Source organism: Pseudoramibacter porci (assembly GCF_009696145.1).
GTDB classification, from domain to species: Bacteria; Bacillota; Clostridia; order Eubacteriales; family Eubacteriaceae; genus Pseudoramibacter; species Pseudoramibacter porci.
On the sequence record NZ_VUMO01000008.1, the window covers coordinates 97,739 to 115,146 of the forward strand.

Below are 17,408 nucleotides of genomic sequence, written 5' to 3' on the forward strand. Positions count from 1 at the left end.
ACCACAAAGGAGGACTTATGGAGTACTTTATTCCAGCCTGGTATCAAAACGGCGACTGGAAGGAAAACGAGCAGGTTTGGTACCGGGCGCGAACCGTGACGGAGTTTGACGACACGGTGAAGCAGATTCAGCTGTTCTTCAGAAAAAATGTCGCGCCCTTTAAGATTTTGCTGCTCGGGTTCTCCCCCAATTTTAGACACTTTCTTCACCGCCAGGGCGTGTACCACGCGCCGTATTGGTCTTGCTTTGACGCGATGCAGGGCATCACGCTGTCCGATATCGCCATTTTTTCCTTTCACGATTTGTCCTGGCCGGAGGGCGTCGAATTCATTTATTCGCCCTTTGCGGTGATCGTCAGACGGGGCGTCGAAAAATACGCGCAGATCGAATTCGCAGAAGACGGCAATATGTTCCGCGTCGACATGTTCCAAGACGGGGAGCGGACGTGCAGCAATGTCTACGACGACCGCGGCTTCATCTCCTGTCAGATTGTGTACCGCAGCGGGGTTCCTGTCCGGGAGCAGTATTTCGACGCGGACGGCGTCTGGAAATTTGCGCGGTACATGGACGACGGGCACGTCATCGTCAATCCGGAGAGCAGCTGGTACTGCGTGCGCACCGACGGCGGCATCGCGCACGTCCCTTACCGGAAGCCGCGATACGACAAAATTGACGAGATGATCGCCGAGGTCATGGCGGAAAGTCTGAAGACGGTGTCGGACGCGGACATTTTCTTGATCGCCATGCATCCGCTGCATGCCGAGGTGCTGGCGCAGACCTTATCCCAGAACAAAACGGTGCTCTCCTTTTTCGGGCGGCGTCTGGACGAAAACGGTATGGGCGAAGGGGACGCGGCCCTGATCGCGGGGGCGGACGCCATCGTCGCCGATAAAAAGGCGACGGCCCTTCAGATTCAGAAGCAATCGGGGCTGGACGCGGCGGCGATCCGCGTAATCACCCCCTACGACTCGCGGCAGGAATTTGGCAACAGCCTGCACCTTCACGTGCAGAACATCCTGCTGGCCGTCGATCAGATTGGGGACGCTGATTTTGACCAGCTGGTGGTGCTGCTCGCGGACTACATTCAAAAAGTCAACCCCCGAGCCAGGGTCTGTCTGTTTACGCGCGCGTCGCGCTACAACATCAGCGGCCAGCTGATGCACCGCGCGCGGAACGCCCTTCGGGCAGCGGGGATGAATCCCGATCTGGCCAGAGAAGACGAGGGCGTGACCGAGAGCCAAATCGACACCCAGGGTCTCGCCGAGGCCGTCTTCTCGGTCGCGCAGTGCGTCGACGAAATGGCCGTGAGCCGGACGCTGCGGGAACAGCGGGTCCTCGTCGACCTGCAAGCCGTTCCCGATCAGTTCCTGCAGATTTCCGCCATGAGTGTCGGCATGCCGCAGATTACAGCCCGGGAGACGGATTATATCCAAAACGGCAAAAACGGCATCGTCCTCCAAACCCTTGAGGATCTGCCAGCGGCTTTGGATTACTATTTGAGCAGCGTCGCCCACGCGAACCAGGCGCAGATTGCGTCCTACGAGCTGGGCAGCCGGTTCACGACAGGCCAGCTTGTACAATCCTGGAAGGAGGTCATTGCGAACATTGAACATCAGAGCATTGCAGCTGGGCCCCGCTGATTTTTCCCGCCAGGCCGCTCTCCCTTCGGACACGGAATGGCATTACGAGCCGGAGCTGAGCTTTGAAGACGCAGAATACGACGTGGCCCTGATTGACCGCATCCTCACCGACCGGGAAGCCGAGATCCTCTCCAGAATCGTGCGGGCCCACAGCCTTTTCGTTCTCGACGATGTCCCGCTGAGCGGGAAAATGGCGAAAATGATGGGGCGCCGCTGCGGCAGAAAACTGCCGCGGCAGGATCTGAAGCCCTTTTTGGAAAAACAGCTCAGGAATTATTTCGGGCGCCCTTACGGCGAAAAGTTTGACGCCCATACCCTGACGGTGGCGCCGGGCTTTCAGGGAAAGGCGGCGTGGCACGGGTTCACGGAAATGGTCATGGACGGCTTTTTTGGCGATAAAATGCAGCAGGCTGCCTTCTGGCGCGGCAACATTCCGGTGGAAGCGGGGCAGGCCATCGATTTCTGGCTGGAATACGAAAAGGAGGGCGAGGTGGACATCGCCCTTCAGGTCGTGCAATTTGTGGCGGGGAGCGTCTCAGTCATTCAGAAAATCTGGACCTTTGACGAGGCCGCGATGCGCCGCCCGGTGACGATCGACAATCCCAAGCAGGATGGCCCGGTTTTCGTCTCCCTGAACGCCAAGGGGCGGGGCAGGCTGCGCATTGTGGCGCTGCACGACCGGTATTCGCGGCGGGGCGCAGGGGATTTTCTGCCAGGGAGCACGCGGATCGCCGCCAGCAGCCGGGAGGAAATCTTCGCGTATTTGGACCCCGGGGATTTAAAGCCGCCGCTGTGCGTGTATTTTTCGGGGTATAAAACCATGGAGGGCTTTGAAGGCTACCGTATGATGCGCAGGATGGGCGCGCCCTTTCTGCTGATCAGCGAGCCGCGGCTGGAAGGCGGCGCCTTTTATTTGGGTGATGCGGAATACGAACGCCGTCTGAGAAATGTCATCGAAGGTGCCATGGACACACTGGGATTTTCCCGGGATCAGGTAATCCTTTCCGGGCTTTCGATGGGGACGTTCGGCGCGTTGTATTACGGCACGATGATCCGGCCGGCCTACCTCATCGTCGGCAAGCCCCTGGCCAGCCTCGGCAATATGGCGCAGGCGGAGCGGATCGCCCGGCCGGGCGGTTTCCCGACGTCTCTGGACGTGATGTGGAAGCAGTACCACCAGCTGGACGATGACGCGGTTAGACGGATGAACCGGCGATTCTGGAGTAAATTCGACCGAACGGACTGGTCGGGCCGGACGTTTTGCGTGGCCTACATGATCGAGGACGATTACGACGCGGACGCCTACACCCAGCTCATTTCCCACGTCAGCGGCCGAGGCGCCAAAATCATCGGAAAGGGGCTGCACGGGCGCCACAACGACGATACCTCGGGGATCGTCAATTGGTTTCTCAGGCAGTACCAGCGGGTGCTTCGGGACGGATACGGCAGAAAGGGAGCGGAAGATGGCGGAACAAAATAAAAGCTGGACCGTATATTGGAATGAATACGTCAGCGATACCTATCTGTACGGCACGGAAATCGACTTTCGGGCGGCGGACGACGTTGTCTTTAAGAACTTGCTGATGCCGCCGGGAACGGCGATCAAGACCTGGTATTCGATGGTCAATTTCCAGGCCGGGCGTGTGGAGCCCACCCTGCCGATCATCGACGGCGAAGGGCGCTACCACGTCGCCGTCGATGTGGACTGCGACGTGCCCGGCGGGATCTTCTTGCGGCTGGTTTTTCTTGGGAAAAATGGCGATGAAGCCGGCAGTCTGGTCGTCGACCAGCCCGAGATGGATTTTCGGTGTCCGCTGAAGACCTACAGCTACGAGGCGCAGTTGATCTGCGCCGGGGCCCACACCTTCCATTTCCATTCCTTTACAATTTCAGAAAGAACAGCATAACCATGGCAGACAGACGGTTGAACAACTTATTGAAAAAAGTCAAGGCTCAGGGCGTGGCGATGCGCGCTCTGAATGACGCACAGCTTCAAGCCGAAACGCCGAAACTGAAGGCGCAGCTGAAAAACGGGAAAACCCTGGAGCAGATTCTGCCGGAGGCTTACGCAGCCATTTGCGAGGCGGACCGCAGGGTCTTGGGCAAATACCCTTACGATGTGCAGATTTACGGCGCCATCGCGATGGATCTGGGCGCTCTCGCGGAAATGAACACCGGCGAAGGCAAGACCTTGACGGCGACGATGCCTTTGTACCTGAACGCCCTGACGGGAAAGAGCACGATCCTTGTGACCGCCAACGAGTACCTGGCCTACCGCGACGCGGAGGAAATGCGCCCGGTCTTTGCGTTCATGGGGCTCGACCAGCGCGCCGGCGTGTCGCAGACGCCGGGAGAATTTCTGACTAATGATCAGAAGCGCGAGAATTACAAGGCGGATATTCTTTACACGACCCATAGCGTGCTGGCCTTTGACTATCTGTTAAACAATCTGGTGATGCGGGCGGAGGACCGCTTCCTTCGGGATTTTTATTTCATCATCATCGACGAGGCTGACTCGGTGCTGCTGGACGGCGCTCAAATGCCTTTAGTCATTTCCGGTGCGCCCCGAGTCCAGTCGAATCTGTATCAGATGGCGGACTTTTTCGTCTCGACCCTCAAAGCGGATTTGGATTACGAAACTGAGGACAAGGCCGTCTGGCTGACGGAACGAGGCGTCAAATACGCCGAACGCTTCTTCGGCATCCGTGGATTTTACGCCAGGGAGCATTTCGAGCTCAACCGCCACGTGACACTGGCGCTGCGGGCCCACGTTCTCTTCGAGCGGCAGAACGACTACATGGTCTCCGATCAGGATGAAATCGTCCTGCTGGACAACAGCACCGGCAGAAGCCTGCCGGGGATGAAGCTTCGCGGCGGCGAACACCAGGCGCTGGAGCAGAAGGAGCACGTCCCCTTGACCCAAGAACAGCGTTCAGTCGCCTCCATCACTTACCAGAATTTGTTTTTGATGTTCCCGAAAATGTGCGGCATGAGCGGGACCATTGCCGACGCGCGAAAAGAATTGCGGACGGTCTATCACAAAAAGGTTGTCGTGGTGCCGCCCCACAAAAAATTGCAGCGCATCGATCAGAAAGACCAGTATTTTGTGACGGCCGAAGAGCAGTATCAGGCAGCCCTTGAAGAGACCCTCCGACACCACCGGACGGGCCAGCCAGTGCTCATCGTAACGGCCACCATTCAAGATACCCAGATCTTTTCGCGGATGCTGGTGCGCGAGAGTGTCCCCCACAGTGTGCTGAACGCCGATAACGCTTATTGGGAGGCGGAAATCATTGCTGCCGCCGGCATGCGCGGCGCGGTGACGGTGTCTACCGGTATGGCGGGCCGGGGCACCGATATCAAGCTTGAGCCGGGGGTGCAGGCTCTCGGCGGGCTGGCAGTCATCGGTGTCGGCCGGATGGAAAACGTCAGGCTGGAACGTCAGGCCAGAGGCCGGGCCGGCCGCCAGGGTGATCCGGGCTCGTCCCAGTTCTTTGTGTCGCTGGAGGACGAAATCGTGACGACCATGAACGGTGAAAAGGTGGAGGCTTACATCGACGGCAGCCGCCGCATTTCTCCGGGCCGGCTCAAACGGCTCATCGACGGCGCCCAGAAGACGATGGAAGAGCAGGGCGTTTCGACGCGGGAACAATCCGTGCGCTACGACGAAATTCTGCGGCGCCAGCGGGAAATTTTGTACGCCGCCCGGGACCGCCTGCTGGACAAGGGCGACATCGATCCGAGGATGATGCGGGGCATCATCCGGGACAACCTGACAGCTTTTGTGAAGGCCCATCCCCGTTTGACGCCCCACGAGCTGAGCCGCTACGTTCTCGACAATCTGACCTACGAGCTGGATCCGGCGGTCATCCAAATTGATGGCCATGGCCGGAAAGACCAGCAGCGGCTGTTGAAACGCATGGAAGCTTACGCTGCTCGGCTCTACGAACAGAAAGCGGCCGGTTTCTCAAAAGCAGACCAGCTGCAGGCATACACGCGGCAGTGCTTATTGAACGCATTGGACGACGGCTGGGTCGAAGAGGTCGACTACCTGCAGCAGCTGCAGTACGCGATTACCACCCGGGGTACCGCGCAGCGCAACCCGATTTTCGAGTACAGCCGCGAAGCTTACCAATCCTTTGAAGCGATGAAGGCCACCATGAAGCAGAACATCGCCCGAAATTTCTTCTTGGGGGATCCCCAAATTGGCGATGACGGCAAAATGACAATCATATTCCCGTAAAGACAGGAGGTTGGGATGATCTACAATTTTAATCTCGGTATTGGCTGGGCCTCCAGCGGGGTCGAATACGCCCAGGTGTATCGCGCACGGATGTTCCGCGGCATTGACGCCCCGGCGAAATTTGTCTTTACCGATATGTTCCCCCAGGAAAATATCGAGCATTACACACGCCGCATCGGCTTTGAAGACGAAGAAATCATCTGGCTGTACACCTTCTTTACCGATTTTAAAATTGCGCCGGTCACCTACACCCTGGCGGATTTTAGACAAACCCTGGCTATCCCCGAGGTGCCGATGCAGCGCAGCGGAAAAATCGGGCGGATGGTGGGCGCCCAAGGCGGTGATTTTCTCACCTTGTATTTTGCGGACGAGCGGAGTGAGCGCCTGCACCGGGTGGAATACGTCTCCCGGGGGTTTTTGATCCGGAAGGATTATTTCACTTACGGCCGGGTCTATTCAGAATATTACGCGCCCCTCGACGGCAAAGCCCATTTGTACCTGCGGCGGTTTTTCAACACCGACGGGACCACGGCTTACGAGGAAATCATCGACGGCGGCGACGTGATGTACCGTTTCCCCGACCAGCTCTTGTACTCGAAAGAGGCGCTGGTGGGATACATGGTCCGCAGCCTTGGCCTGACGGCATCGGACACGGTGATCATCGACCGGACCACCGGCATTGGCCAGGCTATTTTGCAAAATTGCGGCACGGCAAAAACTGGCATCGTCGTCCACGCGGACCATTACAGCGCCGGCAGCACGGATGAGAATCAAATTCTTTGGAACAATTATTACGAGTACGCCTTCGATATGATCCGCCATATTGATTTTTTTGTCACCTCCACTGACGCCCAGCGTGACAAAATGTTATCGCAGTTTAAACAGTATGTGGGCGAGGCGCCGAACATCGTCACCATTCCGGTGGGCAGCCTAGACAAACTCCGCCGCCCCGATCCTAAAAAAGGCAGAAAGCCTTTTTCGATCGTCACGGCGTCCCGCCTGGCCACGGAAAAACACATCGACTGGATTATCGAAGCCTGTGCCGCGGCCAAAGCGGAAATTCCGGAGATGACGCTGGATATTTACGGCGCCGGGAGCGAATACAACGCGCTGGTTCAGCTGATTTGGGAAAAGGGCGCGGACGGTTATATCCGCCTGATGGGGCAGCACGACATGACGGATGTGTACCAAAATTACGCGCTTTATTTGTCGGGTTCGACGAGCGAGGGATTCGGTCTGAGCCTGATGGAGGCGGTGGGCAGCGGCCTGCCGATCGTCGGCTTCGACGTGCCCTACGGCAATCCGACCTTTATTGATGACGGGCGCAACGGCTATTTGATTCCGGTCGATGCGCGCACCTCGGTTCAGGCCCATATCGAGGGGCTGCGGGATCGGCTCGTCCGGTTTTTTAAAACAGCAGACCAGCCGGCTTTCCAGGCGCATGCCTACGCTATTGCAGCAGCTTATTTAACAGAAAAGGTGGAACAGAGATGGAAAAGTGTGATCGCATAAATCGGCGTCAATCCAAGGGCGTCCTGCTGTTGGACCACTATGACGAGATGGCGGATCAACTGAAGCAGTCCTTCCGTCTGTCGGGATTTGACGGGCCGGTCGTCGTCGTGAGTGACGCGGGATTTCTGCCGGCGGACGTCCTGTCGCTGTTTCGTTGGTTCTGCACCGATTCGGGCGACGCACCGGACGAAACCCCGGAGCAGCAGTGGACCTACCGCCTGTCCCACGCGGGGTGGCAGCGGGGGAAGCCCCGGTTTTTCAATCAGATTGAGGTGCCGGATTATTGGGAAATCAGCAGCAACAACGGCAGTGGAGAAATTCACGACCTGAACCATTTGCGCGGCCGGATTTTTTACGGCGGCCCCTCGGGGCGGCGCCTGGTCAGCGAGGTGGACTGGCTCAACGAAAAAGGGGTAGTCCGCGCGACGGATCATTACGATCGGCGCGGGATTTTGTACGCCAGGACAGTTTTTAACCGGAAGGGCGAGCGCTTCTGCCGCACCTGGTTCGACGGCGCGGGCCGGGAGCGCGTCGTCGAGAACGCCGTCACCCGTGATATTCTGGTCACCCGCCGGGGGAAGACCGAGCTGTTCAAAAACCGGACCGCCCTCGCGGCGACGATGATCCGGGAGCTCGGCGCGGAAGGCCAGCGGATTTTCTACAATTCGCTGTCGACGCCGCTGTTTGTCACAGAGCAGCTCGGCTGTGCCGAAGGCGGCCACGTGCTGTTTTGGCAGGAAAACCCCCGGCCGGACATTCCGGGGAATATGCAGATGATTTTGGAGGGCCGAGCCAACACATCGGCCATTTACGTGCAGAATCGCGCCAGCTGGGAACAGCTCACCGCTTTGGGCGCTCCGGCTGAAAAGGTGCGCCCCCTCGGATTCGTCTATCCCTTTGAGCGGATGAACCGCCGTCGGCGCGACGTACTGATTTGCACGAATTCCGATCAGATCGAACAATTGGAGACGTTTCTGACCCATTTGCCGCAAATGACTTTCCACATCGCGGCCGTGACGGAAATGTCCAGCCGTCTCCTGGCCTATGGTCGGCACGCCAACGTTAGACTTTACCCGATCGTTAGAAAAGAAGTCGTTGACGAATTGTTCGAAAAATGTGATTATTATTTTGACGTCAACCACGGCGGTGAAATCCTATCGTCTGTGAAGCGGGCCTTTTTAAACAATCAGCTGATTCTTGGCCTTGAGGGAACCCTTCACCGCCGCCGGTACACGTCAAAGATGAACTGCTTTTCGGATGCGTTGCCCCTATGCCGGTTGGCCGAGCGGCTCGCAGCCGACACAGCGCTTTTTGAACAACATCTGAACGCACAGCGGGAGGCTGCGATGAGCGAATCTGCCGGGGTTTACCGGCAGTTGTTTTCCGGTGGAAGACGTTTGGATGATACAATTTAATTGACGAAGTCAATGATCAACAATTAATGGATGGAGAGAGTCAATGAGCATGAACCGCAATTCCAATCCTTTAAGGGAATATCTTTTAGAAGGACCCCTTGAACCAATATTAAACAGCATCCCTGGAGGTGTGTTCGCCTTTGCGCCGGAGAAGGGGTTCGTGCCGGTGTTTGTCAATCGGCCTTTTCTCGAAATGATGGGAGCTGAAAGCGCGGAAATGTTGCGCGAAAGTGTAAAAGGTGATTACTGGCAGATGATGCATCCGGACGACGTGGAGACGGCCAAAGCGGTGTACGCGCGGGTCAGCCGCGTCGTGGGGGACCAGGATCATTTTGAATGCCGCCTTGTCACTCAGAGCGGCAGGATCCGCCTCGTGCGCATCATCGCCCAAGCACAGATCGACCGGAAGGGCCGCCTGTTGCTCGTCAATTTCGTCGTCGACTTGGGCATGCAGAACATCCTGGATGCGAAAAGCCATATGGACGCGCAGACCGGTTTGTTAAAAATGCACGCCTTTTTTTCGCTGATGACCAACGCCCGCCGGCAGATTGAAAGTGGCAGCGAGGACCGTCAGCTGGCCGTACTTTTTTTTGACGTGATCAATTTTAGACAGATCAATTTGCATTACGGCGTTGCCGCCGGTGATGACTTCTTGAAAGCCATCGGCAAAATCCTGCAGATGGCCTTTCCCGAATTTGGAACGGCCCGTTTCGGTGGCGACCAGTTCGCTGTGCTCGTGGACAACCGCGATCTCGAGGAGCGGGCCAACCACGCCAGAGCCATGATCTGCCAGATAGCGCCGAGCAGCGTCGACTGCAGTGTCGGGGCGTGTGCCTGGGACGATGCCGCCATCAACCCGGAAGAAGTCTGCAATCGGGCCAAGCTGGCTTGCGACGAGAACCGCAAACACGTGAACACCTTCTTCTCTTTTTACACCCAAGAAAGCGGTAAAGCCCTGAAGATAGCGGAATACGTGGCGTCCCACGTCGATGAGGCGGTAGAGAAGGGCTGGATTCAGGTCTATTATCAGCCGATTATCCGCGCTATATCGAATCAGATCTGCGGCATGGAAGCGTTGGTGAGATGGATCGACCCGAGAAAGGGCTTTTTGTTTCCCGATGTCTTTATCAATGTACTGGAAGAGACGCAGCAAATCTGGAAATTGGATCTCTGCGTCATCCGCCAAGTTATCGAAGGCATTGCTGAGCGGGAAAAACAAGGCGCGCCGGACATCCATATCTCTATAAATCTGTCGCGTGTGGATTTCCTGTGCTGTGACATTTTCGGCGAAATTGAGGCGATGATCCAGGAATACGACGTCTCCCGCGGGATGCTGCACATCGAAGTCACGGAAAGCATCCTGACCTCCAGCGAAACCAAGATCTTTCAGGCCTTGGACCGGTTCCGGGAAGCGGGGTACGAAATCTGGATTGACGATTTCGGGAGCGGCTATTCGACGCTGAACCTCTTAAAGGATTACGATTTTGACGTTTTGAAGCTGGACATGGGCTTTTTGCGGAAGGATACGCCGCGTTCCCGGGAGATCGTGTCGTCGGTCATTGCCATGGACAAGAAAATCGGCGGCCTGACCTTGGCGGAAGGGGTGGAAACCGAAGAACAAGCCGATTTCTTAAAAAGGAGCGGCTGCGACTTCCTGCAGGGGTATTATTTCAGCAAACCCATGCCCTACGACAAGGCCCTGCGCAACTGCATGGAAAAGGGCGCAACCGTCGAAAATGTGGAACAGAAACCCTATTACGACGCGGTGCAGCAGGTCAATTTCATGACGGACCTGCCCCTGATGCTGATTGAAGAGCAGCACCAGACTTTCCGCATTTTGTACGTGAACGACGTCGCCATGGCATTGTTCGCGGAGGATGGGGTCGAGACGCAGGAAGCAGTGGAGGCGCGCCTGAACGATGGCCATCATCCGGCCAATCGGGAATTGTACCAGGCCGCCCGGTACGCCATTCAGACGGGTAAATCCGGCGAGCTGTACTACGCGTTCCACGGGCAGGAATTATTGTGCCGCTACCGCCTGATCAGCAAAACGGATTCCCAGTATTTATTTGTGGTCAATGTTTTTGATTCTTTCAAAACCGGTGAGCGGCTCTCTGAGAAAACGCGCATGCTGATGAGTCTGCGCTACTTCTACCAGACCCTTTTCCATCTCGATCTGACGGACAATACGGTGACGAGCATTCAGTTCGGTGAGAATGGTGCCGAGGGAGATAATCGCGAGCCCATTTGCGGCGAGGACGGTCGGTTCTCGCCTTTGTTCCCGCCGATTTTTGCAGCGGACCAAAAACGCTACGCCGCGTTTATCGAACCGGCGACCCTTTCGTCGCGGCTGGCGCAGGCCGAGAGCGGTATTCTGGAAAGCGGCTTCCGAACTGCAGACGACCGCGGCCGCTTCAACTGGATGTCCCACCGGATCATCCGCATTCCCGGGACGGCCCGCGAACAATTTCTTTACGCGGTCCGCGCGATGGACATGGCCGCTGTCAAAGAAGAGCAGGCGCGGCAGCAGCAGGATCCGTACGCCTCGCTGATCGGCTGGAATACTGAGCTGGTTAACAAGAAAGTTTCCCTTTGGGACGATTTGATGCTCTACATGCCGGTGCCCCTTTTCTGGAAGGATCGGCACCGCCGATTCCTCGGCGCCAATCAGGCTTTCCTTGACTACTACGGTTTCGATTCGCCGAATCAGATTCTCGGCAAAACCGACGAGGAGATGTTCTGGCATCTGGACAACGGGCCGTACCACGAGGAAGAACTGGCCATTCTGCACACCGGTGCGCGGTCCAGCAACGTGCCGGGAAAATGCATCGCGAAAGGTGTCGCCCGGGACATTTACGCGACCAAATGGCCTTTGTACCGTGACGGGCAAATTGTCGGATTGATGGGCTATTTCCTCGACGACAACATGCGGGCTGAAATGCGCGGCAGCCACGGCCATGCGGACACGATCGATCCGGTGACCGGGCTCGAAAATGCGGCGAGCTTCACCACTCATTTCTTCAACTACGATTCCGATTACCGATTGTCCCGCAGACCCTACGGCCTTATTTTTGCGACTGTTCCGGAATTGCCGAAGATCGGGAAGATCCAGGGCAAAAAGGCGCTCGAGGCGGCACTGCGCGCCTGCGCAGACGCCATTGTGAAACAGATCGGCAACGGCGGCATCGCGGCGCGGATCAGCGCCAGCCATTTCGCCATTTTGTGCGAGTACGCGTCGCCGCAGGATATCGAATCCCTTTCCCAGCGCATCAAAAGCGCCATCAATGGCATTCGCAAGGTCGGCGATATGCGGTGCGTCCTCGAAGCCGAAATGCACGTCGTGTACGCCGACGAGCTGCCTAGCTTTGAAAAGGCCTTGCTGCAGGAAGGGGGAGGGAAGCGGCCCGATTTAGATTGGAAGGCCGCTCGCGGCAAAGCGCTGCGGGAGCTCCTGGATTCTGCGGGTGTCGGATGTTATATCCTGTCGATTGATCACCGCGTGCAGTATTGGAATGCCGAGGCGGAAAATCTTCTCGGGTATGCGGCAGAAGAGATGCTGGGGCGCGACTGCTTCGAATCCAATCTGGGGTGCTCTTTTACGAGCGGCATTGCCGTGCCGGACCATCGCTGCCCGGCGATTGTGACTCTCGCGACGGGCCAGTCGCAGACCATGCAGATGTTCATGCGCCGTTCGGACGGCAAGGATATTCTGATCCGCAACACGCTGATTCCCCTGCAGGACGAGGCCGGCAAGACCAACGAGCTCGTGGCGCTTTTTGTGCCGCTGACCGATGCGAGCTACGATGACGAGATGATCCAAGATGTTTACGAAGTGGCGACGCGGGATCCGATCACTTGTCTGCCGGGGCGGAAATATATGGATCTCTGTCTGCGAGAGGCGCTGGAAACCTATCGCCGGACCGGCAACGTTTTCGCCGTGCTCTTTGCAGACGCCGACGATTTCCACGGCATCAACAACCGTTACGGCCACCAGGTGGGCGACGAGGTGCTGCAGGCTTTCGGCGTTGCCCTCAGACAATACGGCCGCCGGATCGACCGGTTTTGCCGGTGGGGCGGCGATGAATTTGTCGGGCTCTTGCAGCTGAGAGACCGCGACGAACTGGAAGGCGTGGCCAAGCGCTTTTCCCAAATCGCCGAAGAGATCGATGTGCGGGCGGACAGTCAGCGGATTCATTTCCACATCTCCATCGGCATCACCGCTGTGAGGTCTGGTGACACGGCGGCAACGCTCGTCAACCGAGCCGATCAGTACATGTATTTATCCAAGGGACTGCCAGGCGATCAGGTGGTGACGGATTTGAACGCGGCATCGGTTAAAGCTCAAAAAGGCGCAGATAACCACGATTTGGCGCGGATTAAAAAAGAATAAAGAAACCACAGAAAAACAGACAGTGCAGGTCTGATATGTCCCCGCTTTACTGGATGCCCAGTAAGGCGGGGATATATCAATTCGCCGGACTGTCTGTTTTTTTGTTTGACAAATCGCGGGATTCCTCATAAACTATTAAAACAATAAGGATTAACACCGAAGTGAGGAGAACCAGCATGAATAGAGCGGAATTGGACCAGGCCATCGATGAGCGGTTTATCGCACCGACCCGGCGGCCACGGACGGAAAAAGCGGGCATTGAACTCGAACTGCCCATTGTCAACCGGCAGCCCCTGCCCGTAGATTTCGACGCGGTGCATCGAGTGGCTGAGGATTTTGTCGATCATTTCGATTTTACAGAGCGGTGCCGGGATGCGGATGGCTTCATTTACAGCGCCACCCACCCGGAAACGGGCGACAATTTATCTTTCGACTGCAGCTACAATACGGTGGAGCTGTCTTTTGGCGCGGCGTTCGATTTGCACGAGCTGAACCGGCGGTTCGCCAGTTATTACGCTTTTCTCTACGACGGGCTGGGCCGCTGCGGCCACACACTGACCGGCATGGGCATCAATCCGCGCTATGCTGTCAACCGCAACGTGCCGGTGGCCAGCGAGCGCTACCGCATGCTGCTCCATCATCTGTCGTCCTACCCGAAATACGAAAAGCCAGGCGGCTTTCCCTTTCACCACCATCCGAATTTTGGGCTGTTTTCCTGCGCGAGCCAGGTTCAGCTGGACGTGGAGGAGCAGGATTTGCCCGAGGTCCTCAACACTTTTTCGAAGCTGGAGCCCTACAAGGCGGTGCTCTTTGCCAACTCGGTCTGGCAGACAGACGGCCAGTCTCTGCTCTGCGCCCGGGATTATTTCTGGCGCAACAGTCTTCACGGCGTCAACCCGTACAACGTGGACATGTTTGCCGCGGATTTCGAATCGGTCGAGGAGATCGCCGCTTACATTCGGAGCATGAGTTTGTACTGTGTCGAGCGGGACGGCAAATACATCAACTTTGCGCCGACACCCCTGGCCGATTACTTTGCATCGGAACAGGTGAATGGTGAATTTTTTGACGGCACGGCGTACAAGCCGATCACCTTCCAGCCTGAGGAGTCGGATTTAAGCGCACTGCGCTCTTTCAAATTTGAGGACTTGACCTTTCGCGGAACGGTGGAATTCAGAAGCGTATGCGCGCAGCCGGTCAGCGAGATTTTTGCGGCCGGGGCCTTCCACGTCGGGCTGATGGCAAAACTTCACGATTTAACCAAACTACTGGCCCGCGACCGCACGATTTATCATCAGGGCTACACGGCGGCCGAGCTGCGAAATCTGTTCGTACAAAAAAATTTCCCGGGAAATATTTTCGATCGAAAGGCCATTTCAAAGACCCTCGTTCAAATTCTGGATCTGGCCCACGCCGGTCTGGCGAAGCGGGGACTCAACGAAGAAGCTTTTTTAGAGCCGCTCTACCCGAGAGCCGAAAAACTTAAGTCGCCGGCGGTCGAGCTGCTGAACGGGCTCGCGCATGGCGAAACGATTGAGGATTACATTGAAAAATTCGGCCGGTTGGATTGAATGAAAATATGATGCGAAAGAGCTGCGAAAGCGCGGCGTTTTTTCGCTAAGTATAAACGCATCTGTCAAGAGAGGGTCATCAAATTGATCCGTCTCGATTTACTTGACGGATGCGCTTTTTTTGTTGCCTCGATGATACAATAAGGTTCAAATGTTTGAACAAATAACTGAAAGAAAGGAATCCACAAGATGATTTTATATTTTACAGGGACAGGCAACAGCCGCCATGTGGCGGAAAAGATCGCGGAGGCGACAGGCGATGCCATTGAAAACATCGCGGTTCATCTGAAAAAACACGACGTCGGCAGCTACACCTCTGAAAAGCCCTACGTCTTTGTCGGGCCGGTCTACGCAGTGCTGCGCCTGCATCGGCAGCTGCCCGGTGAGCGCGATTGAGTACGGCAAAAAGACGATCGGCAAATCGAAATATTATTACGGCAAATAAACGAGCGGTGCCAAACGGCAGACTGCATGAAGCGAAGCGTCAGCGTCAGTAGGCTGGCGCTTTTTTGATGCATGACTTTTGGATGGGACAAGTTTTTCGTCCAGCCGATTGATTTTTCGTCCAAAATCGTCCATAATTGGACGAAAAGGGAACGAAATTGGACGAAAGGAGGGCTGCTGCATGAGAACTTTTGACTACACTCAGTTGGCAGAACGGTCTTGGCCCACAGACATTGTCAATTTTGTTGCTAAAATACACGAGTGCAAGGGCAGACAAGATTTGTTTGTCCGTCAAAAACCGACGGAACTGGATCGGCTGGTCGAAATAGCTAAAATTCAAAGTACAGAAGCGTCGAATAAAATTGAGGGTATTGTGACGACAAGCACGCGTATGAAGCAGCTTTTTGCCGAGAAGACAACGCCGAGAAGCCGCGACGAGGACGAGATCGTAGGTTATCGGGACGTGCTGAACACCATTCACGAAAATTACGGGTACATTCCAATCCGCCCATCCTATATTCTTCAGCTGCATCGTGATCTGCTGAAGAAAGCTGGACTTTCCTTCGGTGGCCATTTTAAAAATGTGCAGAATGTGATTAACGAAACCCGTCCGGACGGAACGGTTGTGACGCGTTTTACGCCGGTCCCACCTTACGACACGCCTGAAGCGGTCGAGCGGCTGTGCCACGCTTATGAACAAGCGGCAGCGGCTGAAAAAATCGACGCGCTGATTTTGATTCCGGTGTTCATTTGCGACTTCCTCTGTATTCATCCGTTTAATGACGGCAACGGCCGGATGAGCCGGCTGCTTACGCTTTTGCTTTTATATCAAAACGGCTACGATGTCGGCAAATATATCAGCATCGAAAAGCAGATTGAAAAGACGAAAGACCGCTATTATGAAGCGCTTGCGGCGGCCGACGCAGGCTGGTATGAGGGTAAAAACGACCCGACACCGTTTATCCGATATACACTTCAAGTCATTTTGGCCTGCTACATCGAATTTGAAGACCGCGTTGGGCTGATGGCGAAGACTGGACAGCGGAGCACAGCTTACGATATCGTCAAGCATTATACTGAGGAAAAAATCGGAAAATTCACCAGCGCGGAAGTTGTTGCGCACTGCCCGAGTGTCAGCCGATCGTCTGTGCTGGCGGCGCTGAAAAAATTGGTCGAAGCGGGCGAGATTGAGAAGAAAGGCGCGGGACGCGGTACTTTTTACGTCCGAGCAGACAGTGAAGCGATTCGTCCAGCCGATTGATTTTTCGTCCAAAATCGTGTAGAAGTTGGACGAAAAGGACGGCACAGTTGGACGATAACGCACTATTTTAGGAGATACCCAAGCCTATTCATCGCCTATTTTTCTTGTTATTTTCGGAGAATGGTTGTAAGATGAGGAAAAGGAGGGGAAGGCATGAATAAGATTTATTTTACCATTACGGGAACCAGCTACAAATTTGGACAGGAATTTTTCAAACCCAACATGAAGGTGAAACTGATCAAAGAACCGGACAATGAATACGATAAAGAAGCGATCCGCGTTGAAATGGAAGGGCTTGGGCCAGTCGGTTACGTCGCAAATAGTTCCTTCACGGTTTTGGGCGAAAGTATGAGTGCCGGCCGGCTGTACGATAAAATTGGCGACACAGCAGAAGGGACAGTGATGTACGTTTTGCCGAAGGGGATTTTGTGTGCCCTCGATCAAAACGATGCGGATGAAAAATAGAAGGACGATAGAAGTCTGATTAATAAATATTTTTACGCATTTGAAAATAGTGTAATGTAAATTTACAGAAAATAAAATTTGTAAAAGTTTTTACGCGATGTATCTTGTCACAGCGCGGGCTGTATGATACCGTTTAAGTATCATTTAATAATATGCGAGGTGACTTATGAACAAAATACTCCGATGGCGGCGTCGGTATTTGGGCCACTGTCGACTGGATTATCGGCTTGGTGAAGGTTTACGGCAGTGCCTACGGACAAGACGAAGAAGTGGTCTTCATTGATGGAAAATATTCGAAATAGGGCAAAATAATAAAAAACCAGATGGTTCAACCATCTGGTTTCAGACTGTAGACAAAGTCTAGGGCAAACGCTCTAGGCTTTGTTTATTATCGCAATCATTTTTCACCTGTTGCCATACAACCGTGGTAAAATAGCAATAATAGAAACAGGCCATGCATTCAGTAA

Annotated in this window: 11 protein-coding genes; all 11 read left to right on the forward strand. The window is 55.3% G+C overall.

The features are described from left to right. Positions 1-17: 17 nt before the first annotated feature. The 11 genes from asp1 (at position 18) to FYJ52_RS07185 (ending at position 16,941) form a co-directional block, all read left to right on the forward strand. Positions 18-1,640, forward strand: coding sequence for an accessory Sec system protein Asp1 (asp1, locus tag FYJ52_RS07135; protein WP_154576538.1), 1,623 nt, complete (start codon positions 18-20; stop codon positions 1,638-1,640). Next, positions 1,606-3,120, forward strand: a complete 1,515-nt coding sequence (asp2, locus tag FYJ52_RS07140; protein ID WP_205960799.1) for an accessory Sec system protein Asp2 — start codon at positions 1,606-1,608, stop codon at positions 3,118-3,120. The genes asp1 and asp2 overlap by 35 nt, the downstream gene beginning before the upstream one ends. After that, positions 3,104-3,547 carry an accessory Sec system protein Asp3 gene (asp3, locus tag FYJ52_RS07145; protein WP_154576540.1) on the forward strand — a complete coding sequence of 148 codons (444 nt, stop codon included), beginning with the start codon at positions 3,104-3,106 and terminating at the stop codon, positions 3,545-3,547. Before asp2 ends, asp3 begins: the two co-directional genes overlap by 17 nt. 2 nt (positions 3,548-3,549) lie before the next feature. Then, positions 3,550-5,883, forward strand: a complete 2,334-nt coding sequence (secA, locus tag FYJ52_RS07150; RefSeq protein WP_154576541.1) for a preprotein translocase subunit SecA — start codon at positions 3,550-3,552, stop codon at positions 5,881-5,883. A gap of 15 nt (positions 5,884-5,898) precedes the next feature. Continuing rightward, positions 5,899-7,395 (forward strand): accessory Sec system glycosyltransferase GtfA, encoded by a 1,497-nt coding sequence (gene gtfA / locus FYJ52_RS07155; protein WP_154576542.1) that lies wholly within the window; start codon positions 5,899-5,901, stop codon positions 7,393-7,395. Continuing rightward, entirely contained in the window at positions 7,374-8,810 is a 1,437-nt protein-coding gene (gene gtfB, locus FYJ52_RS07160) for an accessory Sec system glycosylation chaperone GtfB (RefSeq protein WP_154576543.1), read from the forward strand. The genes gtfA and gtfB overlap by 22 nt, the downstream gene beginning before the upstream one ends. A gap of 43 nt (positions 8,811-8,853) precedes the next feature. After that, complete coding sequence (locus FYJ52_RS07165) at positions 8,854-13,200, forward strand: diguanylate cyclase domain-containing protein (protein WP_154576544.1); 4,347 nt, start codon at positions 8,854-8,856, stop codon at positions 13,198-13,200. Between the two features lie 176 nt (positions 13,201-13,376). Continuing rightward, positions 13,377-14,771 carry a glutamylcysteine synthetase gene (locus FYJ52_RS07170; protein WP_154576545.1) on the forward strand — a complete coding sequence of 465 codons (1,395 nt, stop codon included), beginning with the start codon at positions 13,377-13,379 and terminating at the stop codon, positions 14,769-14,771. 189 nt (positions 14,772-14,960) lie between these two features. Next, positions 14,961-15,167: a hypothetical protein gene (locus FYJ52_RS07175; protein WP_154576546.1), complete on the forward strand. Its 207-nt coding sequence runs from the start codon at positions 14,961-14,963 to the stop codon at positions 15,165-15,167. Positions 15,168-15,396: 229 nt separating this feature from the next. Next, the gene (locus tag FYJ52_RS07180) at positions 15,397-16,476 is read left to right on the forward strand and encodes a Fic family protein (RefSeq protein ID WP_154576547.1); all 1,080 of its coding nucleotides are present in this window, start codon (positions 15,397-15,399) and stop codon (positions 16,474-16,476) included. A gap of 153 nt (positions 16,477-16,629) precedes the next feature. Then, a complete protein-coding gene (locus FYJ52_RS07185) occupies positions 16,630-16,941 on the forward strand; it encodes an HIRAN domain-containing protein (RefSeq protein WP_154576548.1) in 312 nt (103 codons plus the stop codon). The last annotated feature ends 467 nt before the right edge of the window (positions 16,942-17,408 follow it).

Coding starts and splice junctions, on each gene's coding strand:
- asp1 (WP_154576538.1), top strand. CDS start 18: ATGGAGTACTTTATTCCAGCCTGGTATCAAAACGGCGACTGGAAGGAA.
- asp3 (WP_154576540.1), top strand. CDS start 3,104: ATGGCGGAACAAAATAAAAGCTGGACCGTATATTGGAATGAATACGTC.
- secA (WP_154576541.1), top strand. CDS start 3,550: ATGGCAGACAGACGGTTGAACAACTTATTGAAAAAAGTCAAGGCTCAG.
- gtfA (WP_154576542.1), top strand. CDS start 5,899: ATGATCTACAATTTTAATCTCGGTATTGGCTGGGCCTCCAGCGGGGTC.
- gtfB (WP_154576543.1), top strand. CDS start 7,374: ATGGAAAAGTGTGATCGCATAAATCGGCGTCAATCCAAGGGCGTCCTG.
- FYJ52_RS07165 (WP_154576544.1), top strand. CDS start 8,854: ATGAGCATGAACCGCAATTCCAATCCTTTAAGGGAATATCTTTTAGAA.
- FYJ52_RS07170 (WP_154576545.1), top strand. CDS start 13,377: ATGAATAGAGCGGAATTGGACCAGGCCATCGATGAGCGGTTTATCGCA.
- FYJ52_RS07175 (WP_154576546.1), top strand. CDS start 14,961: ATGATTTTATATTTTACAGGGACAGGCAACAGCCGCCATGTGGCGGAA.
- FYJ52_RS07180 (WP_154576547.1), top strand. CDS start 15,397: ATGAGAACTTTTGACTACACTCAGTTGGCAGAACGGTCTTGGCCCACA.
- FYJ52_RS07185 (WP_154576548.1), top strand. CDS start 16,630: ATGAATAAGATTTATTTTACCATTACGGGAACCAGCTACAAATTTGGA.